Source organism: Sinomonas sp. T428B, assembly GCF_056780155.1.
Genome location: NZ_JBRAZR010000001.1, coordinates 3,910,563 through 3,930,926, shown reverse-complemented (window position 1 = coordinate 3,930,926; position 20,364 = coordinate 3,910,563). Strand labels below are relative to the sequence as shown.

The following is a 20,364-nucleotide window of genomic DNA, read 5'->3' as shown; positions in this document are numbered from 1 at the left end:
GGACTCCTCTTGCTGCTGGTGGTTCTCGCCGTTGGTCGGTGGTGTGACCGCCGATGACTGTGTATGACGCCGCGCTGCCCACGGCGCGCCAGGGCGTCTTCCGCAGTGTCAAGGCCGCTTCTGGCCCGCAACCGTCCACAGGGATACCCACAGGAGTGGACAGTGAGCACTCAGACAGCCTAGAGGATGGAACAACCCAGAAGATAACTGGGCAAGGGGCCGTCATGAATTACACTGTTGAAGTTCTCTTTCCGGGCCCAGCAGACGCGCTGTCCACAGGCCTGTGGGTGTGGTTGGACACAGCTGGGGACACACAGTCGGGCCCTCCCGGGCCCTCCTTCGCGCACCCTCCCGAATTGACGCCGTCGCCGCGCGTGCCCTAACGTCGTTAAGTCCTTTGTGTCTGCCTACTGTCCTGTCGCATGCCCACGGACGCCTTCACGAGCCCGGCCCCGCGGCCGGGACCGCGATGGCGGACGGCATGAGGCGCGGCGGGGCGGCAGGCCCCGAATACGCAGCGTCCGCCAGCACACCCGTCATCCGGCAGACGCCCTGGATCCACTGGAGTGAGACCGTGAGCAAGCGGACTTTTCAGCCGAACAACCGCCGTCGTGCCAAGAAGCACGGCTTCCGCCTTCGCATGCGCACCCGTGCCGGCCGTGCCATCCTGGCAGCCCGCCGCGGCAAGGGCCGCACTGAGCTGTCGGCCTGAGCACTGAGACTGCCGGCCCGGCAGCAGGCTAGCGCGGAGTAGGCACATGCTCGCCGCGCCCCACCGCCTGCGCTCCGGCGCCGACTTCACGCATACCGTACGTTCCGGCGTCCGCCAAGGGCGCCGGAACGTCGTGCTGTATGCCGTGGATTCGCCCGGGCGCCCCTCGCGCTTCGGCTTCATCGTCTCCAAGTCCGTAGGGAACGCGGTCACCCGGAACCTCGTTAAGAGGAGGCTGAGGGAGGCGGCAGCCTCGTCGCTCCGCCGGCACCCGGCGGGCGTCGACGTCGTCGTCCGTGCCCTTCCGGCCGCGGCCCAGGCCCCCTGGGACGAACTCAGCCGGGACTACGAGTCGGCCCTCGGCGGCGCACTCAAGCGCCTCAGGGCCAGGGGGACCGCTGGCGGGACGGGACAGGAGGCGACGGCACGTGGCGAGCGCTGAGGCGAGCCCAGCGCCCGGCCGGGGCGCGATGCCCCGGTGGGCCGCCGCCGTCGTGCGCGCGGTGTGGACGCTCCCGCAGCGGCTCCTGATCCTGCTGCTCATCGCCTACCGGGCCGTGGTCTCCCCGCTCTACGGGCAGGTCTGCCGGTTCTTCCCCTCGTGCTCGGCCTACGCGCTCGAGGCGGTCACAGTCCACGGGGCTGTGCGAGGATCGTACTTGGCAGTCCGGCGCCTGATGCGCTGCCATCCCTGGAACGCCGGGGGGCTGGATCCGGTGCCTGAGGGCCACCGGCACTGGCCCGAGGGCAGGATCCCACGGATCGTGGTGCTCAACCATCCGGACCGCTACTGGACTGAGGGGCCCGACAACGGCCAGGACTCGGCCGCGACGACACGAGGAATGTAGGGAAAACTGATGGACTTCTTCGGGACAATCATGTTCCCGTTCCAGTGGCTGGTCTCCTTCATCATGGTGGCCTTCCACGATGGACTGACGTTCCTGGGGCTGCCCGAGGACTCCGGGTGGACCTGGACGTTCTCGATCATCGGGCTCGTGCTCGTGATCCGTGCTGCCCTGATTCCGGTCTTCGTCAAGCAGATCAAGGCCCAGCGCGGCATGCAGCTCCTGCAGCCGGACCTCCAGAAGCTGCAGGCCAAGTACAAGGGCAAGACGGACCAGCTCTCGCGCCAGGCCATGGCGCAGGAGCAGATGGCCATGTACAAGAAGCACGGCACCAACCCGTTCTCCGCGTGCCTGCCCATGCTCATCCAGATGCCGTTCTTCTTCGCGCTCTTCCAGGTGCTCTCCGGGATCAGCAACGCGAACAAGAGCAACACCGGCATCGGCGCGCTGACCCACGACCAGGTTGTCCAGTTCGACGCGTCGAGCATCTTCGGAGCGCCCCTCTCAGCCTCGCTCCTGCACGGCGGCGGCGGGGACGCCGTGGCCGTGGCCGTGCTGTCGATCCTGATGATCATCGCGATGACCGCGTCGCAGTTCATCACGCAGAAGCAGATCATGGCCAAGAACATGTCCGAAGAGGCCATGGCCAGCCCCTTCATGCGCCAGCAGAAGATCCTGCTCTACGTCCTCCCGCTCGTCTTCGGCATCGGTGGCATCAACTTCCCGATCGGCGTGCTCATCTACTGGACCATCAGCAACCTCTGGACGATGGGCCAGCAGTTCTACGTGATCCGCCGCATGCCCGCCCCGGGCTCGCCCGCCGCCAAGGCGCTCAACGAGCGCCGTGCCGCCAAGGGCCTGGCCCCCATCGACGTCACCACGGGCAAGGCCATGAAGCCCGAGGAGATCCCGGCCCCGCCGGCCCCGAAGACGCAGCGCCAGCAGCCGCAGAGGAAGAACAGGAAGAAGAGGGCATGACCTCCGAGAGCACCGCCGTGAACCCCACCGAGGGCGTCGAGCCCGAGGACGAGACCGCGCACCAGACGCCGCTCAACCGGCTTGAGGAGGAGGGGGACGTCGCCGCCGACTACCTCGAGGAGCTCCTCGACATCGCAGACATCGACGGGGACATCGACATCGAGGTCCGCAACGGCCGCTCCTACCTCTCGGTCGTCGCCGAGGAGCCTGCCGAGGGTCTCGACGCCCTCGTCGGCCAGGACGGCGAGGTCCTCGAGGCGCTCCAGGAGCTCACGCGGCTCTCGGTGCTGGCCTCGACAGGCTACCGGTCCCGCCTCGTCCTGGACATTAACGGCTACCGCGGTGAGCGGTCCACGACCCTCCAGGAGATCGCCGAGAACGCCGTCGCCGAGGTCAAGGCCGGCAGGGGCCCGGTACACCTCGATCCGATGAGCTCCTACGAGCGCAAGATCGTCCACGACGCCGTCGCGGACCTCGGCTTCGTCAGCGAGTCCGAGGGCGAGGGCGCGCGGCGCCACATCGTCGTCTCGGCCGGCTGACGCGATGGGCGAGCCTCACCGCGCGCACACCGGGAGAGCGGACGACGCCGTCGCGCGCGTCCCGGAAGACGGCACCGCCGCGGCGGTGCCGGAGCTGGCTGGCAGCGAGCTGGCCGCGGCCGAGCGCCTCTTCGGCGACCGGCTCGACGTCGCCCGTCGCTACGTCGGGCACCTCGCGACGTCGGGCCTCGAGCGCGGCCTCATCGGGCCCCGCGAGGTTCCCCGGCTGTGGAGCCGGCACGTCCTGAACTGCGCCGTCGTCGAGTCCGAGTTCCCCGAGGGCGCCTCGATCGCCGACGTCGGCAGCGGAGCCGGCCTGCCCGGCCTGTGCCTCGCCATCGCACGCCCGGACCTTGCCCTGACGCTCATCGAGCCGCTCGAGCGCCGCGTCGTCTGGCTCGAGGAGGTCGTCGCCGACCTCGGGCTGGGGAACGTGCGCGTGCTGCGCGGGCGGGCCGAGCAGGCCGTCGGGGAGGTCGACGTCGACTTCGTCACCGCGCGCGCCGTCTCCGCGCTCTCGACGCTCATCCCCATCACCCTCCCGCTGCTCGGCGGGGCAGGCTTCCTCGTGGCGATCAAGGGCCGCAGCGCAGCGGAGGAGGTCCAGAAGGCCGCCAAGGCGCTCAAGAAGTACAAGGGCCATTCCGCCGAGGTGCACACCGTCGGCGATGGGCTTCTGGACGAGCCGACAACGGTCGTCCGCGTCGCGGTCGGACCGGCCTAGGCTCCCCGTCCGGGGCGGTGGCAGCCGGTAGTCTAGAGGGAGGCATCCGACGCAAGGCGAGAGTGAGTAAACAGTGAGCAGTGGCGAGACGTCAGCCCAGAGGATTCCCCCTTTTCTGACCCTCGGTTCTGCACGCTCGGCGGCCTTCGGAAGCCCCGGACTGGGAACTCAACCTTTCGCGATTGACCGCAGCGCTGCCGTTTCACGTGAAACAACCTCTCCGAAGGGAGTCACGGTGCTCGACGCGATGGACGACGACAGCCCCATTGCCAGTCAGCTCGCGAACGAGGCGCGGCGGCGAGAGCGCCTTCGCGACCGCGAGCTTCCTCGGCCCGAGAAGACCCGGGTGTTCACGGTCTCCAACCAGAAGGGTGGCGTCGGCAAGACGACCACGACCGTCAACATCGCCGCCGCGCTGGCATCCGCCGGCCTGAACGTGCTCGTGATCGACATCGACCCGCAGGGCAATGCGTCGACCGCTCTGGGGATCGAGCACCACGCGGACGTCGAGAGCATCTACGACGTGCTCATCAATGACCTGGCCCTCGGCGACGTCGTTGCCCCGTGCCCGGACGTCGCCAACCTCGAGTGCGCGCCGGCCACCATCCACCTGGCCGGGGCGGAGATCGAGCTCGTCTCGCTCGTCGCCCGCGAGCAGCGACTGCGGCGGGCGATCGAGAACTACGCCAAGAAGCGCGAGGCCGAGGGCAAGCCCCGCCTCGACTACATCTTCATCGACTGCCCGCCCAGCCTCGGGCTGCTCACGGTCAATGCGTTCTGTGCCGCGACCGAAGTCCTCATCCCGATCCAGTGCGAGTACTACGCGCTCGAGGGGCTGAGTCAGCTGCTGAAGAACATCGAGATGATCCAGAAGCACCTCAACGCAGATCTGAGCGTTTCGACGATCCTCCTGACGATGTACGACGGCCGGACCAACCTTGCGGCCCAGGTGGCCGCCGAAGTGCGGGAGCACTTCCCGGAGCAGGTCCTCGATGCAGTGGTTCCGCGGTCCGTGAGGATCTCCGAGGCGCCGAGCTACCAGCAGACCGTCATGACCTACGATCCGTCGTCGACGGGCGCGCTCTCGTACCTCGAGGCCGCCGCGGAGATCGCAGAGCGCTGACGACGGCCGTGACCGTCGAGCCACACGCACAGAGCCACAATGCCCGCACTGCGCGCGGGTCTAAGGGAGGATTAGCGCCATGAGCGAGAAGCGCCGAGGACTGGGTCGGGGGCTGGGTGCCCTCATCCCCAGCACCGCTCCGGCCGCAGGCGGCGCCGCGACGCCGTCGCGGCCCGTGGACCTCTTCTTCCCTGACGCGGGTCAGCGTGAGCGAACTGAGCTCCAGACGCCTGCTGCCGAGGCTAAGTCCGTCCCGGCCCCAGACGAGACAGGCGAGGCGGGCGCTCGCGCAGGGGCGGCAGCAGGTGCGCCCCCGGGTGCCCCCGAGGTCGCGGACGCTGCGCCCTCAGCTTCTGATTCCGCGTCGACGGATCAGGTCTCGACCTCGGCGGAAGCCGTCGGCGAAGGCCAAGCCGCTCCCGCCGCGAAGAAGCCAGCGGCGGCGTCCAGGCGGCGGGGCGCTGCTCCTGCCGAGGGCGATGGTCTCGACCTGGTCGAGGTCCCCGGGGCTCAGTTCGCCGAGCTGCCGGTGGCCGACATCCACCCGAACCGACGCCAGCCCCGCAGCGTCTTCGACGAGGAGGAGATGGCGGAGCTCGTGCATTCGGTGCGCGAGATCGGCGTCCTCCAGCCCATCGTCGTCCGCAAGTCAACGGAATCCGGTAGCGAGCCCTACGAGCTCGTCATGGGTGAGCGCCGTTGGCGCGCGACCCGCGAGGCCGGTCTGGAGACAATCCCGGCGATCATCCGGGACACCGGCGACGATGCGTTGCTGCGCGATGCGCTCCTCGAGAACCTTCACCGCAGCCAGCTGAACCCGCTCGAAGAGGCGGCCGCCTACCAGCAGCTGCTCGAGGACTTCGGAGCAACCCACGAAGAGCTCGCGGACAAGATCGGCCGCTCGCGGCCGCAGGTCTCCAACACGATCCGCCTGCTGCGTCTCCCGCCGCTCGTCCAGCGTCGCGTGGCAGCCGGCGTCATCACCGCAGGCCACGCCCGGGCGCTTCTCTCCCTCCCGGATGACGCGGCCATCGAGCGCATGGCCCAGAAGATCATCGCGGAGGGGCTGTCCGTGCGAGGCACCGAGGAGGCTGTCGCGCTGTACCAGGAGCCGCAGGAGCAGCGTCGCAATGCGCCGCGGCCCAACGCCCGGCACGAGCGGCTGGACTTCCTCGCCTCGAACCTTGCCGACCGTCTCGACACGAACGTCAAGATCACCCTCGGTGCCCGCAAGGGCAAGGTCAGCATCGAATTCGCGTCCGTGGAGGACCTCAACCGCATCATGTCGCTCATCAGCCCGGATGGGGAGTAGGAGTGACGTCTTGGCAGGGATGACGTAGTCAGGAGGGCGCCGTTTCACGTGAAACGGCGCCCTCCTTGTCTTTGTCAGTAGGCGCAGGACACCTCAGTCTGCGGATCATGAATTGACGATCTGGAGCGATCTGGGCTGATTCGCTGGCAGCGAGAGATCTGTTCTTCTCTTCAGGAGGACTTCCACTGACGACGTCTTGCATCCAGCCTTCCTGCAGTTCTGCCTAGAAGCAGCCGCCGTCCAGGAGGCCCCAGACTTCTGCAGATTGCTGCTTATCTGCATCGGGCTTCCTATTGGCCAAGTCGGAGGGCCTCGCGCCGGTCAACGGGTTCACCGGCATAACGGACTTTCGAGTCTGCGCTATGGGCTTTCTGGTCGGGATGACCAAGGTTGAAGGGGGAGACCGAGCTCGGGGGGCAGAACTGGCTTCGAGTCCCGGACGGACAGTCGCGCAGAAGTTCCCTCAGGGAACAGGTCAAAGCTGCTTCCCAGGGGTCTACGCAGGCCCCACTCTTGTCAGTGTTGTGTCTAGAGAATGAAGTTCGAATCTTGGGCCCTGTGGCATGCGGCGATTAGTGCCCGGCTGGAAGGCGGAGCAGACGGATGGCAGCAGAATGTCCTGTTTCACGTGAAACACAGGGGCGGTGCCGGGCCCTGTTGCATGTGGTCCTCCAGAGGCTCGTTGCATTGCGGCTTGTGGCGGCCGAGCTTCAGACGCCCGGCGGCAGTTGGGCAATTCCTGTATCGCTTGCCCAAATGAGCGCGAAGATCAGCATTGTTGTCGCTGTTTTCTCCGCCCCAGAACCAGATCCCGCGGCGGCAGCAATTCACGTGCCTTATAGTTAGTGCACTCCATCTCGAATATCCGTTTCCTATGAATGAGCGTCTCTTAGGAAAGCACCTCTTCCGGCTCTTCGCGTGGGGGCCACTGTCGGGAAACTTGACCTCCTGCCAAAGGCTCTGTGCTTGCGAATGCTGTGAAGACCACCTCCCGGCATGTCGCTCGTACATCCGGCGATCAGGGGTTCCAGCGATATCGGCACTGTTGCACTCCCCGCGCTAGCCAGTCTTGCAAGCGGTCGTCGGCCTGACTGGCAGGCTCCTCTAGTGCGCCCCAACCCGCGCATACTCGACGACACCCTCAGTCTTCGTCTCCCTCAGTTCTCAGGAGACGCCTCCTTCAAGCTAACGCGGCATCCCCCGGAGAGCGGACATTCGTGTGCGACATGGGCACGCGAACAGGAGGCCCGATCCATGTCCCGTGTTCGCCAAGCTCGACCGTCCTCTTTGTCGGCCGGCTGATGGGCTGGCATCATGTCCCGAGCTCGACAGGCGACATGCCATTCCCACGGCTGGCTAAGCGGTCGGGCGGCGCACGGCAGGGCGTCGTGGTGCCTGTCCACGGACTGCCCGTGCTGGTTCTTGTCCCCCATCGTGCTGTCCCTACATGGGCTCGTGCCGCTGAACTGGCGCAGGCACTTTCGGAAGAAGTGCCGAAGTGCAGGCAGTCCCAGGACGAAGGAGAGGACTGGTTGCCGCTGGGGAGTCGACGAGGTGCCGAAGCTGCTCGCTGTCGTCTCGTCAGAGGCGCCTCGTCGGATGGCAGTGGTGGCGTATGCCAGCCGGGGTACAGGGGGCACTCAGCAGAGGTGGACCTTGAGGACGGCAGACATCGACGATGGCGAGCCGTCCGCAACAAGAGACTGAAGCCGCGCTGTCTTCTTGGTCCGCACAGGGCGAGCCAAAAAGGGGCATCCTTACCCCAACCGACATGTTCCGGTGTTTCACGTGAAACGCGGCCCTGGACAGTCCATCGTCCTCAGGCTGCCTCCGGTATGGCGCTGCGAGGTTCCCATGGACTGTCAGAAGCTCCCGCGGAGTCGGGTCTCCGCAGCGGTCCCTGGGACCCAGAGACAGAGGCCTGCTGGGGCGTTTTCGGGTGGCAACGGGTTCGGCCGTAGCGGCTGTCAGCTGCGTGTCCAGTCGGACAGCCTGGCACATACGTTCCCGCTACGGGCGCCTGAGGGGAAGGGCCAGGTGGTGCCCATCCCGCCAAGCGTGGGGTAGACGAGTCATCCGCAGGACTTGCTCTCTCTGACAGGACGCGGGGGCGGCATTCCCCGCTGCCATGCGCCTGTGGATAACTGTGTGCATGGAGGATGTGCATAGGCGCATCTACCTGTGGATAACGCTGTGGATGGCCAGTGTGCATGACGGGCCGCGGAGACAGCTGGGGTCAGTCCACAGTAGGCAGTCCTCATCCGCGCGGAGGGCGCGGCCCTTAAGGTAACGCCCGTCGATGACTCTGCTGGGCTTAGTCAGAGTGAGCGGACGCTAGTGTGAGGCGTTCAACCCGGTCAAATCAGCAGATATCGGGCACTCTGCGCATTTTTAGGTGCCGGCCGCCAGCGTGAATTGCGGCACATCGCGTCGGGCCAAACTCTGTCCGCCGGTGACGCGCGCCACGGCCAGCCCCTCGGCTGCGGGAATGCCAGGACGAAGCGTGGGCGTTCCAGCCAATCGCTCTTCGAATGGGGCCTTTGGGCTGTGGGTATTGCTGTGGATAACGGCTGTGGATAGTCGTGTGGATAAGCTGGCGTCCGATCCGCGGCGGGGCCGAGGTCGCTACAGACCTGTGGACGACTGAGGCGTTTCAAGCCGGGCTGTGCAGAGCCGCGAGTACATGACGTGCCCTCTGTCCCCTCAGGACCCGCCGCCGGCCTGGGCCCAGAATCGGTCTTGACGGTTGGCGAGTTCGATCCATGGCCGGATGTCTGCGCGCCAATCTGACCGGTACTGTCTTAGCCCCCCGGTCTCCTTCACGCCAGATAACGGTGCGGGTCGACACGTCTGCTGACTGTACGGTGAAGGCCGCTCCTCTCAGTGGGAGTACTGGTCGGATATGTGAAGGCTTCTCCTACCATGTGGATGCCGCGAAGTCAGCGGGGTATCGCAGTGGCCAGATGCCTGGTCCCTCATGGGGTTCGGCCATAGGGGCCTCATCGCACTGGACCGTCCATCCGTCTAGACGCGGTGCGTCATCAGGCTTGGGCGGAACATGTTCATGTGGAGCCTTGCTGACGCCCACCAATGGTGTCGCCAGCTCGGCAACGGTTCTGCAAGAGGACTGGGATCTGTGCTCTTCGACTCGAGCCACTGAGGGACAGCCTGCTTCCCGATGTTTCACGTGAAACCTCCCCTGATGCGGAAGGATAGGAGTCGAGGCGCTGTGGAGTTGAGGGGGCGGCGTACTGTTGGCGCGTTGAGTCAGGGAACGGATCGGCCAATGACGGTGAGAGCAAGCTGCCCCTCAAAGAAGACGCCGACATGCCAAGACTGGGAGAACGACACGGCAAGTTGTCGTCCACGGGAGGCGCCCCCGCTCTTAGGGGCTCATCGGGCTAGAGCTGACAGGTGCTGAACCTGTGGATTGCGGAGATCAGTGAGGGCACGGATTGACGGGTACGCCCTGTGATCGAGGGCACGAGCAAGTGACGCGGATTTGCACGCACCATTAGGCCATCCGGATCCAGAGCGAGAGCCAGTCCTGGCGTCCGGAGATGATCCTGTAGTCCTTCAGATTCGGTCAGGAGGTCGGCCGACCTACCTAGGCCCTGAACTGCCGGTCCTAACAGGCGCATTCAAGCAGGACTTGAAGTTGTCATCACGTCAGCCTCTCCCAACGTGGGTAGTTGGAACGCTGGGCTCTTTGGACGAACATGTCCGCAGCGCCCGGAGCCCAGTGCCCACAGGCCAGGTGCCGAAGGCGGCATCACGCCTCATCCCATGCGTGGTGAGACGGTGTGAGCAGCGGTTTGGGATCACGCCGGGGAGATGATGGCTGCTCCAGCATTGGGCGCCGCTGCCTTTCGAGACTGCATATTAAGGAACCGACTAATGGATGCGGCAGGCCGGATTGGTGGTGGCGATGAGATTCAATCCGGGGAAAGACCAGCCAGTGCATAGCCTGAGGGCAAAAACCGGTTCCCACACAGGGGGTCGAGGTGCCGATCGCCGTGCAGGGCACGGGAACGGCGACAGCCCCCTGTGCTGGATGCCCCGGCAGCCGGCCGCCGTGCTGCCCAATCTGCGACGACTGCATGTTCGGCATGATTCTCGAAGAGTCTTGGGCGTCGTGGACAAGTTGGGGAGTCCCCAAACAGAATGCCGCTGTCCGCGCCACTGCTCACGCAACTCTCCTAGGACCTGCGGACCCTAGGACCTGCGGACCGCATTCCTAGACCCGTCCCCAGATCAGCGCTGCTATGCGGGTGGGCGGATCCCATGCTCCGGTCAGCCCCTTTCGATGTGTGGCGCGAATTTGGCCTGGAGCTGCGGCAAGACCAACGCAGAGGCACATTCATCCAACAGCAAATCGGCACCGGAAGATCGAAATCTACTTATTTCGGTAGATGCCGCCATTCAGTTCTTGGGCAGCGTACTGCATTTCGCCTCCGGCTGTCGGAGAGGTGGAGTACGTTGAGAGCTTCGGGTCTGCGCATTCTGTGGTTCGGGTCGCTGGTTGGTTGCCACGTGGGTCTTGCTGTCATTGCTATCGCATTGGTGTCTGCAGGTGTAATGAGCGTGCGTGAGGCGAAGGAGCCGCGCCCGATTCGCGTGCCCTGGGACGAGCTGGAATGCCCTGCCTGGGAAGAGGATCGGGGGTGCGTGGCGATTCGTTCCAGGAGCGTTCATTGGAACTTGGAGTGGAGCAGGGAGGGCGCACGCACAAAGCGTAGGAAGCCTCAACCAGGCGGCGAAGGTCGTGGCTGTGAATGTTTCACGTGAAACCCAACAGTCCAGTCCCTACCGGCTCCAGCCAGTTCCGGCCCTCTCATTCCTCGTTGTGAGCGGAACCGTAGAACGGTGGAGCGCAAGACATCCACCCGAGGCCACTTGTCCCCAACGACGAATAGGAGGAGTCGATTCGGCGACGTCCTTCCATCGCGGTTTCACGTGAAACACCTACAAAAAGAGGGGAGCGGCCTTAGCCGCTCCCCTCGAAGCCTCATGTGAGGCCGAAGTCGGTCCCTCAAGAGCTACTTCGTGAGAACCTCGCTCCACTCCTTCTCGAAGTACTGCTTCGGGCGGGCACCGATGACCGTGCCCGTAACCTTGCCCTTCTCGAACAGGTAGATCGCCGGAATGGAGGTGATCCCGTATTCGGCAGCGATGTTCGGGTTGTTGTCGACGTCGACCTTCACGACCTCGACCTGGTCCGCGTACTCGACCGAGATGTCGTCCAGGATGGGACCAACCTTGCGGCACGGCCCGCACCATTCGGCCCAGAAGTCCACGATGACCGGCTTCTCGGAAAGAAGCACCTTGTCGGTGAACTCTGCGTCGGTGACATTCGTGGCGTTGCTCATGGAGTCTTCCGTTTCTGTAGGGGCTCAGGCCTGGGCAGCGAGGGCGTGCGCCTCGACGTCGGCGAGGTAGTGCTCGACGTCGAGGGCGGCAACGCAACCGGAGCCGGCTGCGGTGATTGCCTGACGGTAGGTGGGGTCCACGACGTCGCCAGCTGCGAAGACGCCGGGAAGGGCGGTCTTTGACGTGCGGCCCTCGACGGCGATCGTGCCGTCGGGCGTGATCTCGAGGACATCCTTCACGAGCTCGGTGCGCGGATCGTTGCCGATGGCCACAAACACGCCGGTGACACTGAGCGACGACATGGTGCCGTCAAGAGTGCTGCGAAGGGTCAGGCCGGTGACCTTGTCACCGCCGATGACATCGGCGACCTCGGAGTTCCAGATGAAGCTGATCTTCTCGTGAGCCAGGGCGCGGTCCGCCATGATCTTCGAGGCGCGCAGGGTGTCGCGGCGGTGGACCACGGTCACGGTACGGGCGAACTTGGTGAGGAACAGGGCCTCCTCCATCGCCGAGTCGCCGCCGCCGATCACCGCGATGTCCTGGTCCTTGAAGAAGAAGCCGTCGCAGGTCGCGCACCAGCTCACGCCATGCCCGGAGAGGCGCTTCTCGTTCGGCAGGCCCAGCTCGCGGTAGGCGGAGCCGGTCGCGATGATCACCGCGCGGGCCTTGAAGGAGTCGCCGTTGGCCAGCGTCACCGTCTTGATCTCACCCTCGAGGTCGAGGGACTCGACGTCCTCAAACTCGATCTGCGCGCCGAACTTCGAGGCCTGCTGCTCCAGCTTGTCCATGAGCTCGGGACCCTGGACGCCTTCGGGGAAGCCGGGAAAGTTCTCAACTTCCGTCGTGTTCATGAGCTCGCCGCCGGCGGTGACGGAACCGGCAAAGATCAACGGATTCAGGTTGGCTCGCGCGGTGTAGATGGCTGCGGTGTAACCCGCGGGCCCCGAACCGACGATAATCACGTCCCGAATGTCTGCGGCAGTGCTCACAGGCTGTCCCTCTTCCTCATCATTCTGTCTCGGCCGTTGGAAGCCACAACGCATCGCTGCGCGGTGCTATTCCACGGCACAGTCTTGTTCAAGGGTACCCAAGGGCTGGCCGCACGGACATCGGGGGAAATACAGAGCGGGCCCCCCGGAAACTCCGGGGGGCCCGCTTGCGATGAGGGAGAACTGCTACTCGACCTTGATCTCCGCCAGGCGCAGGCCGAAGCCGAACTGGGTCTTCGGGGCCGAGAGGCGCGGCAGCGTGTTGATCTGGACGATCACGTACTCGGCCGTCGGGGCGTTGGCCACCGGAACAGACACCTGAGGACCGGTGAAGGACGTGGTGCCGGCGAGCGTCGCGCCGGTCAGGTTCGGCGAGGTGTTGGTGTACACGCTGATGTTCCCGCCGGATCCGCCGGACTGTACGAGCGTGACCTGATTGATCTTGGCCGGGTCCTTGAGTTCGACGACGAGCGAGACGTTCTTGACGAAGCCGCCCCAGTCCTCGCGCGCGAACTCCATCTCAGACCAGTAGGTCGCGGTGTTGCCATCGAAGGTCGACGGGAGCTTGCTGTCGAAATCATTGGCGAAGCTCAGCTCGGACGGATTCAGCCGGGTCACCGAGGCGATGGCGGGAGGGCCTGTTGGCGCCTGTGTCGCCGAGGGGCTTGGGGTCGCCCCGCCCGTCGCCTGCGGGGACTGCCGGTTCGTCTCGGTGGCCTGGGGGCCATTCGCCTCGGGCTGGAACAGGGAGCCGAGGGTCGTGAACGCGAAGATGAGCGCCGCGACGAGGACGACGGCGAGCACCCCGCCGACGAGCCACGGCACCGAACGCGGACGCGACTCCTCGTCGTCCTCGAAGTCTTCGTCCTCAGCTGGCCCGCGGCCCGGGCTCGGCGGGAAGACCGAGGACTGCCTGCCCGCCGCAGCGGCGGACCCGCGGCCGCCGGAGGCTTGACCCCCCGGCGTTCCCGGGCGGCTCTGTGACGGCTGCACCGGTGCGGCGGCTGTCGGGGCCGAGCCGTCTGGGACCCCGGAGGTGACGCCGGACCCGCGCGAGATCGGTGCAGTCGCACCCCCCGCGGTGCCGTGGCCCTCGGCCGGCCACGGCGTCACCTTGGGGCTCGAGGCAGCAGCGCCCGCTGCGGCGCCGGCAGCGGCGGCGCCGGCCCCCCTGCCACCGCGCGGACCGCCCGCGCCGGGAGGGACGGGCTGGGCCTGGGTGGGCTGATCGTGCTGGGCAGGGCGGCCCTGCTGAGTGGGCTGCGCGTGAGTGGGCTGGGCCTGGGTCGGCTGGCCGTGGCTCGGCTGGGCCTGGGTGGGCTGAGCAGGCTGAGCGGGACGGGCAGGCTGGGCCTGGGCGGGCTGGCCCTGAGCCGCGCGCTCACCGGTACCGACCGCGGAGCGCGGGGGCGCGGCAGGCTGCGGCGGGATGTTCCCGCCCGGGCCTGCCCCGGGCGCGGCGGCGGCACCGGCCGCCGCGGCACCCCCGGCGCCATACGTCTTGGCCTGGCCGCCGTCGTCGTGCTGGTAGTCGTCGTAGCGGATGTAGTCGCGGGGGTTGCCGGCGTCAATATGACCGTCATAGGTCTCGGGTTCGCGCGAGCGCTCCTCGCCGAAGATCTCGCTGCCGAGGGTGTCCGTAAAGAACGGCTCGACGTATGGCGTCTCCTGCGGGACGATGAGGTCGAGCAGGTCCGTCGCCGCGGTGTGGTTCGTGATGAGGTAGGTCGAGCCGTGGCTCGTGCCGAGGTCGAGCACCTGCACAGCCCCGTGACGCTCGCCCATCGCGACCTCGCGGGCGCTCTGCGCGAGCTGGTCGGCGTTCGCCGGCGCGGAGACAACGATGCTCACAGGCCGGTTCAGCACCTGGTCCACGCCGTCGAGGACGAGATCGCCGTCCTGGGACGCCACGATCGAGGACGTGACCTTGTACCGCCCCCCGAGCACGGTGCCGACGTCGATGGACTGGGACACGGAAACCTCCTGGTCGCTGGCCCGGGCGGGCCTCCGGCCGCGCCCTGTGCTGCTAGTGATCCTAGCGTTAACGGCCGAGCGCGCCCGGGGGAACAGGCCCGTCAGCCCTCAGGAAAGTGCGGATTCTCCCCGGGCGGTCCCTGGAACGTGCGCCGCCCGGGGAGCTTCTCGACCCTCGTGCCCGAGGCCTGGGCGCGGTACATGCTCGGGTCGAACTGGCCCGAGATGCGCGGGATGATGCCTGTGTCGTCCGAGATCGTATGGATCGGCGCGGTCAGCGGCGCGACCGGCTCCTTCGGCGCGGCGGCGGGCGCGGCGGCCTCGCCGGCGCCGGCGGTGGCAGCGGCGGCGCGGTCCTCGGGCGCGGACGACGGCGGGACCGCACCTCGCGCGCCGAGCCGGCCGAGGAGCGGCCGCATCAGGTCGCGGACCTCCGTCACCCGGAACAGTCGCAGGAGCACGATGTACACGAGGAGCATCGGCACGCCGATGACGGCCACCGCCACGAGCGCGGCCCAGCTCGAGGTCCAGATGAACCCCTCGGGGTCGTACCCGCCGAGGAGCGCGACGGCGGCGGCCCCGACGAGCGCCGCGCCCGCCGCGGCGTACCCCATGCGGATGTAGGAGCGGGCGACGTGGGCGCCGTCGAGGTGGCCCAGCAGGCGCCGGAGGTAGTGGCTGCTGATGACCACCGAGAGGATGTTGCCCACCGTGTAGAGGGCAGCGATCGCGAAGATCACGTACCGCGGCGGGAGGTACTGGATGCCGAACGCCCCGACCACGTTGAGCGCGGCGAGCCAGAGCTGGATCCTGAACGGGGTGCGGGCGTCCTCGTTCGCGTAGAAGACGCGCGCCATCATGAAGTTCGCGCTCATGAACGGCGTGCTCAGCGCGAGGATGCTGAGCGTCTGGGCCAGCATGACGCCGTCGGACGCCTTGCCGCCCGAGAAGAACATGCCGAGCGGGGCCGCGAGGGCGAAGAGCGCGAGGGCGCTGAACACCGTCGCGACGGCCATGGTGCGCAGGCCGTGGGACAGCGCCTCCCGGACCCCGGCGCGGTCGTGGGCCTGGGAAGCCTGGGTCATCCGGTTGAACAGGACCGTCGCGAGGGACAGCGCGATGATCGAGTGCGGCAGGAGGTACAGCTGCGAGGCGATCTCGAGGACGGTGTTGCCGGGGATCCGCTGCCAGAGGGGGTCACCCGCCTCGCGCAGCCGCTCGCGCTCGGCGCCCGGGAGGGACGCTACCTTCATGACGTAGAGGAAGGTCAGCTGCCCCACGGCCGCGGTCGCGAGCGTCCACGCGCCGAGCCGGGCCGCCTGCCCGAGCCCCACGCCGCGCCACCCGAACGCGGGCCGCAGCCCCAGCCTCAGCCGCCGGATCGGAACGAGCAGCAGGATGGTCTGGACGACGACCCCGAGGGTTGAGAACCCGGCCACGAAGACCGTGTGCAGGGGCGTCCACGCATCGAGGCTGTGGGGGTTGACCGCGTTCGTGCCGAAGATCCACGCGAAGAGGCCGAGGCCCGCGATGGCGACGACATTGTTGATGATCGGGGCCCACATCGCGGGCCCGAAGGCCCCGTGGGCGTTGAGCACCTGGGTCAGGAGGGCATACAGGCCGTAGAAGAAGATCTGTGGAAGGCACCAGAACGCGAAGACCGTCGCGAGGGCGAGCTGCTGCTCGCTGTACCCGGACGTGGTCAGCTGCATGACGAGCGGAGCAGCGAGGGTCACGGCGGCCGTGAGGCCGAGCATGACGAGCACCCCGAGCGTCATGAGCCGCGAGATGTAGTCCGCGCCGCCGTCGGGCGCCCCGCTCGCCTTGATGATCTGCGGCACGAGGACGGCGTTGAACACGCCGCCCGCGACCAGCAGGAAGATGAGGTTCGGCAGGTTGTTGGCGTTGACGAACGTGTCCGCGACCGTCGAGCCGAGGCCCAGGGCGAGGATGAGCATCCACGAGCGCACGAACCCCAGCGCCCTCGAGATGAGGGTGCCGGCGGCCATGATGGCGCTCGAGCGCGCCTCGGAGGCGGGGGCCGGGGTGGACGCCATGGTCAGGGCCTCACGTGAGCAGGTGCTCCGGCAGGACCTCGCGGGCCAGGTCCGCGATCCGTCGCTCGTTCGGGAAGGACAGCCGCCGGGTGAGCTCCGAGATCGGGATCCACGCGACGTCGACCGCCTCGTGGTCCGGGTCGTTCTCGATCGTCAGTTCGCCCGCGACGGCGCGCAGGAGGTAGTGGTGCACGGTCTTGTGGACGCGGTGGCCCGTGACGGTGAACCAGTAGTCGATGCTCCCGAGCGGGGCGAGGATCTCCCCGTGGATCCCCGTCTCCTCGCTGATCTCGCGGATGGCGGCATGCTCGTTCGACTCGCGGCCCTCGGGGTGGCCCTTCGGCAGGCACCACTCGAGGCGGCCGCCGCGGTTGAGGCGGGCGATGATCGCGACCGGCAGGTTCGGGTCCGAGGTGTCGACGACGACGCCGCCCGCGGAGACCTCCTCGACCGTCGGGAGGGAGGAGGGGTAGCCGTGCCCGGCCGGCGCGACGTGCGGCCCGATTGCCGAGGGCAGGGGCGCACTCCTCCTCTTCTGAGGATCGCTCGGCAACGGGATGACCATGCACTCCACTCTAGCCAACGCATCCGCCCCGATGACCGAGGCCGGGACCGTGGAGGGCGGGCGCGCCGGGATCTGCAAAGATTTAAGGACTATGGCAGCAGATGAGACGGCACCCCAGGGGACCCAGCAGGCAGCCGTGCAGCTCAAGGTGGACCCGGTGGTGCTCGAGCTCGGGGCGCGCTTCGCCGACGCCGGATTCGAGCTCTCCCTCGTGGGCGGGCCCGTGCGGGACCTCTTCCTCGGCCGCACGTCCCCGGACCTGGACTTCACGACCGATGCAACGCCGGACGAGACGATCGCCGTGATCCGCGGCTGGGCCGATGCGCACTGGGACATCGGCCGCGACTTCGGCACGATCGGGCTCCGCCGGGGCGGGCACCAGATCGAGGTGACCACCTACCGGGCCGAGGCCTACGATCCCGACTCGCGCAAGCCCGTCGTCGCCTTCGGCCGGAACCTCGTGGACGATCTCGAGCGGCGCGACTTCAGCATGAATGCGATGGCGCTGCGGCTGCCCTCGCTCGAGCTCGTGGACCCGTTCGGCGGCGTCCGCGACCTGCACGCCGGTATCCTCCGCACGCCCGGCGCGCCCGAGCTCTCCTTCTCCGACGACCCGCTGCGCATGATGCGGGCCGCGCGCTTCGCCTCCCAGCTCGGCGTCGACGTCGCCCCCGAGGTGAAGGCGGCCATGACGGCGATGGCCGAGCGCATCGACATCATCTCCGCCGAGCGGGTCCGCGACGAGCTCGTCAAGCTCGTCAACGGCGCGGCGCCGCGCACGGGCATCGACCTCCTCGTCGATACGGGCCTCGCCGAGCGCGTCCTCCCCGAGGTCCCCGCGCTCAAGCTCGAGGCCGACGAGCACCACCGCCACAAGGACGTCTACCACCACTCGCTCGTGGTCCTCGAGCAGGCCGCCGCGCTCGAGACGGACGCGGAGGGACCCGTCCCGGGCCCGGACTTCGTGCTGCGCTTCGCCGCGCTCATGCACGACGTCGGGAAGCCGGCGACGCGCCGCTTCGAACAAGGCGGCGCGGTGAGCTTCCGCCACCACGACGTCGTCGGGGCAAAGCTCGTGAAGAAGCGCATGAAGGCGCTGCGCTTCGACAACGACACGATCGCCGCCGTCGCGCGCCTCGTCGAGCTGCACATGCGCTTCTACGGCTACGGCGAGGCGGGCTGGTCCGACTCGGCCGTGCGCCGGTACGTGACCGACGCCGGGCCGCTGCTCGAGCGCCTGCACCGGCTCACGCGCTCGGACGTCACGACGCGGAACCAGCGCAAGGCTGAGCGCCTGGCCTTCGCCTACGACGACCTCGAGCGGCGCATCGCCGAGCTCGCCGAGCAGGAGGAGCTCGCCGCGATCCGTCCGGACCTCGACGGCCAGCAGATCATGGCCCTGCTCGGGATCCGGCCTGGGCCGGTCGTGGGCCGCGCCTACCGCTTCCTGCTCGAGGAGCGCATGGAGCACGGGCCGCTCGGCGAGGAGGAGGCACGACGCCGGCTGCTCGCCTGGTGGGCGGAGCAGCCTGAGGCGGGGGCAGGCACGACAGAGAAGACGGCAGACAAGACAGAGAAGACAGAGAAGAACGGGGACGGCGCATGAGCGGCATGGGGCTTCCGGGGGCCGAGGACTACGGGCTGACGCGTCTCTGGCTCCTCCGCCACGGCGAGACCGAGTGGTCCCGCAGCGGCCAGTACACGGGCCTGACCGACCTCGCGCTCACACCGGTGGGCGAGGACCAGGCGCGGGCCGCGAGGGCGACGCTCGACGGCGTCGACTTCGGCCTCGTCCTGACCTCGCCGCTCCAGCGAGCCCGCCGCACGGCGGAGCTCGCCGGGTTCCCCGACGCCGAGACCGAGCCCAACGCCGTCGAATGGGACTACGGCGACTACGAGGGCATCCGCTCGGCCGACGTCCGCAGGGACAACCCGGGGTACCTCATCTGGACCCACGGCGTGCCGAACGGCGAGGCGCTCTCCGCGGTCGGGGCCAGGGCGGACCGGATCGTCGAGCGCGTGCGGAACTCCGGAGTGGAGAACGCGCTCGTCGTGGCGCACGGCCACTTCTGCCGGATCCTCGCCGCGCGCTGGCTCGACCTCGATCCGGTCGAGGGCCGGCATTTCATTCTCGGAACGGCCAAGGCATGCCGGCTCGGGTGGGACAAGAGGACCCCCGCAATCGAGGCCTGGGGCCTCTGAGAACAAATTCCGGAATAAATTCCTAGGCTGCGCTTGCGCATTATCCGGAATATGCCCTAGCTTTGACGTTGTGCCTTCGCCCGGAGGCGAACCGCTAGCAGCAGAAGGAGGCTGGGACGATGATGATCACCGCGTACCTCACCCGTGGTCGGATCGGCACTGACCGTCACGAGCCAGCTGCTGGCGCCTTCGGCGCCTGACGCGCCCCGCGGCCAGCCGCTGTAGCTTCCCTTCGCCACGACCGCTGTCGCCACGATGGCCCGCACGATTCCGGGCGGCACCTGGTGCGCTTCGCGCTCCCGGCAACGGCGTCCCCTCAGGCGAAGGGGCGAGGCCCCGCTCGTGACCGCTCAGCGGTCCATCCGTAGACCACGCCGCAGCGGCGGGTGCCGGATCGATTTCCGGTTCATCTTTCCCCGCTGATTTCTCTGGTTTCTGCTGGTCTGTGCCGCGTTCGCATTCCACGCGGTCGGACGCCGAATATTTCTTGTGACGCGTCCTCCGTGCCTGTTTTCGGCCGAATTCTGCCCGCCTGAATTCGGCATGCCCTTGATCGGCCTTTTCCGCGCCCTTCCCTGCACTCAGGCCGGTGCCGCGCCGACGAAATCCCACCACCCAGGAGTCCCTCGTGTCTGCCTCCTCCAGCGCTTCACCCAGCGCCTCGTCCGTCCTGTCCTCCCACGAACCCGCCCCGCCCGCGCAGGCGATCGAACCTGCCTCGGCCCGCGGCGGCGGTGCCGCCGCGAGCGGGTGGCGAGTCCCCGCCGTCGTGCGCCTGCTCTGGCGGCTTGTCCGCCTCTCCCGGCCTGACGACGAGCGGATCGCGCAGCACCGCGACGCCGTCTACCGCCGCATGGAGCGGCTCCCGCTGGTCTGAACCCAACCGGCCGGTCATTTCCTCCCCGCGAGATCTGGTCAGCGGCCCCGAGTGTGTGAAGAATATCCTTCACACACTCGGGGGAGAGGAAATCATT

At 67.6% G+C, this 20,364-nt stretch carries 16 protein-coding genes; 11 read left to right on the top strand and 5 right to left on the bottom strand.

The genetic code is table 11. The annotated features are described in order from the left end of the window. The first annotated feature begins 574 nt into the window (after window positions 1–574). The 8 genes from rpmH to ACUYMY_RS18160 all read left to right on the top strand — a co-directional run bounded on the left by rpmH (window position 575) and on the right by ACUYMY_RS18160 (window position 6,233). Complete coding sequence (rpmH, locus tag ACUYMY_RS18195) at window positions 575–712, top strand: 50S ribosomal protein L34 (RefSeq protein ID WP_003800212.1); 138 nt, start codon at window positions 575–577, stop codon at window positions 710–712. A gap of 46 nt (window positions 713–758) precedes the next feature. Continuing rightward, window positions 759–1,154, top strand: coding sequence for a ribonuclease P protein component (gene rnpA, locus ACUYMY_RS18190; protein ID WP_481704915.1), 396 nt, complete (start codon window positions 759–761; stop codon window positions 1,152–1,154). Window positions 1,155–1,182: 28 nt separating this feature from the next. Further along, window positions 1,183–1,560, top strand: coding sequence for a membrane protein insertion efficiency factor YidD (yidD, locus tag ACUYMY_RS18185; RefSeq protein WP_481705102.1), 378 nt, complete (start codon window positions 1,183–1,185; stop codon window positions 1,558–1,560). 9 nt (window positions 1,561–1,569) lie between these two features. Next, window positions 1,570–2,535 carry a membrane protein insertase YidC gene (yidC, locus tag ACUYMY_RS18180; RefSeq protein WP_481704914.1) on the top strand — a complete coding sequence of 322 codons (966 nt, stop codon included), beginning with the start codon at window positions 1,570–1,572 and terminating at the stop codon, window positions 2,533–2,535. Continuing rightward, window positions 2,532–3,074 (top strand): Jag family protein, encoded by a 543-nt coding sequence (locus tag ACUYMY_RS18175; protein WP_481704913.1) that lies wholly within the window; start codon window positions 2,532–2,534, stop codon window positions 3,072–3,074. Before yidC ends, ACUYMY_RS18175 begins: the two co-directional genes overlap by 4 nt. Before the next feature lie 85 nt (window positions 3,075–3,159). Beyond that, window positions 3,160–3,798, top strand: coding sequence for a 16S rRNA (guanine(527)-N(7))-methyltransferase RsmG (gene rsmG / locus ACUYMY_RS18170; protein WP_481705101.1), 639 nt, complete (start codon window positions 3,160–3,162; stop codon window positions 3,796–3,798). Window positions 3,799–3,871: 73 nt separating this feature from the next. Beyond that, on the top strand, window positions 3,872–4,921 hold the full coding sequence (locus tag ACUYMY_RS18165) for a ParA family protein (protein WP_481704912.1): 1,050 nt from the start codon (window positions 3,872–3,874) through the stop codon (window positions 4,919–4,921). Window positions 4,922–5,000: 79 nt separating this feature from the next. Beyond that, window positions 5,001–6,233, top strand: coding sequence for a ParB/RepB/Spo0J family partition protein (locus ACUYMY_RS18160; protein ID WP_481704911.1), 1,233 nt, complete (start codon window positions 5,001–5,003; stop codon window positions 6,231–6,233). 5,039 nt (window positions 6,234–11,272) lie between these two features. Here ACUYMY_RS18160 and trxA read toward each other — a convergent pair. From trxA to ACUYMY_RS18135, 5 genes are all read right to left on the bottom strand, one after another. Beyond that, window positions 11,273–11,602 (bottom strand): thioredoxin, encoded by a 330-nt coding sequence (gene trxA / locus ACUYMY_RS18155; RefSeq protein ID WP_481704910.1) that lies wholly within the window; start codon window positions 11,600–11,602, stop codon window positions 11,273–11,275. Window positions 11,603–11,626: 24 nt separating this feature from the next. Continuing rightward, window positions 11,627–12,646 carry a thioredoxin-disulfide reductase gene (gene trxB / locus ACUYMY_RS18150; protein ID WP_481704909.1) on the bottom strand — a complete coding sequence of 340 codons (1,020 nt, stop codon included), beginning with the start codon at window positions 12,644–12,646 and terminating at the stop codon, window positions 11,627–11,629. A gap of 132 nt (window positions 12,647–12,778) precedes the next feature. Further along, entirely contained in the window at window positions 12,779–14,566 is a 1,788-nt protein-coding gene (locus ACUYMY_RS18145; RefSeq protein WP_481704908.1) for an ABC transporter substrate-binding protein, read from the bottom strand. 101 nt (window positions 14,567–14,667) lie between these two features. Continuing rightward, entirely contained in the window at window positions 14,668–16,623 is a 1,956-nt protein-coding gene (gene murJ, locus ACUYMY_RS18140; RefSeq protein WP_481704907.1) for a murein biosynthesis integral membrane protein MurJ, read from the bottom strand. A 10-nt stretch (window positions 16,624–16,633) separates the two neighbouring features. Next, a complete protein-coding gene (locus ACUYMY_RS18135) occupies window positions 16,634–17,140 on the bottom strand; it encodes an NUDIX hydrolase (protein ID WP_481705100.1) in 507 nt (168 codons plus the stop codon). Between the two features lie 139 nt (window positions 17,141–17,279). Here ACUYMY_RS18135 and ACUYMY_RS18130 point away from each other — a divergent pair, with 139 nt between their 5' ends. From ACUYMY_RS18130 to ACUYMY_RS18120, 3 genes are all read left to right on the top strand, one after another. Continuing rightward, window positions 17,280–18,794 (top strand): CCA tRNA nucleotidyltransferase, encoded by a 1,515-nt coding sequence (locus ACUYMY_RS18130; protein ID WP_481704906.1) that lies wholly within the window; start codon window positions 17,280–17,282, stop codon window positions 18,792–18,794. Beyond that, complete coding sequence (locus ACUYMY_RS18125; RefSeq protein WP_481704905.1) at window positions 18,791–19,390, top strand: histidine phosphatase family protein; 600 nt, start codon at window positions 18,791–18,793, stop codon at window positions 19,388–19,390. Before ACUYMY_RS18130 ends, ACUYMY_RS18125 begins: the two co-directional genes overlap by 4 nt. A gap of 628 nt (window positions 19,391–20,018) precedes the next feature. Next, the gene (locus ACUYMY_RS18120; RefSeq protein ID WP_481704904.1) at window positions 20,019–20,267 is read left to right on the top strand and encodes a hypothetical protein; all 249 of its coding nucleotides are present in this window, start codon (window positions 20,019–20,021) and stop codon (window positions 20,265–20,267) included. Window positions 20,268–20,364 lie beyond the last annotated feature (97 nt).

Bases quoted from the DNA above. Each gene is read 5' to 3' on its own strand.
- rnpA (WP_481704915.1), top strand. From the start codon at position 759: ATGCTCGCCGCGCCCCACCGCCTGCGCTCCGGCGCCGACTTCACGCAT.
- yidD (WP_481705102.1), top strand. From the start codon at position 1,183: ATGCCCCGGTGGGCCGCCGCCGTCGTGCGCGCGGTGTGGACGCTCCCG.
- yidC (WP_481704914.1), top strand. From the start codon at position 1,570: ATGGACTTCTTCGGGACAATCATGTTCCCGTTCCAGTGGCTGGTCTCC.
- ACUYMY_RS18175 (WP_481704913.1), top strand. From the start codon at position 2,532: ATGACCTCCGAGAGCACCGCCGTGAACCCCACCGAGGGCGTCGAGCCC.
- ACUYMY_RS18160 (WP_481704911.1), top strand. From the start codon at position 5,001: ATGAGCGAGAAGCGCCGAGGACTGGGTCGGGGGCTGGGTGCCCTCATC.
- trxA (WP_481704910.1), bottom strand. From the start codon at position 11,602: ATGAGCAACGCCACGAATGTCACCGACGCAGAGTTCACCGACAAGGTG.
- trxB (WP_481704909.1), bottom strand. From the start codon at position 12,646: ATGCGTTGTGGCTTCCAACGGCCGAGACAGAATGATGAGGAAGAGGGA.
- murJ (WP_481704907.1), bottom strand. From the start codon at position 16,623: ATGGCGTCCACCCCGGCCCCCGCCTCCGAGGCGCGCTCGAGCGCCATC.
- ACUYMY_RS18130 (WP_481704906.1), top strand. From the start codon at position 17,280: ATGGCAGCAGATGAGACGGCACCCCAGGGGACCCAGCAGGCAGCCGTG.
- ACUYMY_RS18125 (WP_481704905.1), top strand. From the start codon at position 18,791: ATGAGCGGCATGGGGCTTCCGGGGGCCGAGGACTACGGGCTGACGCGT.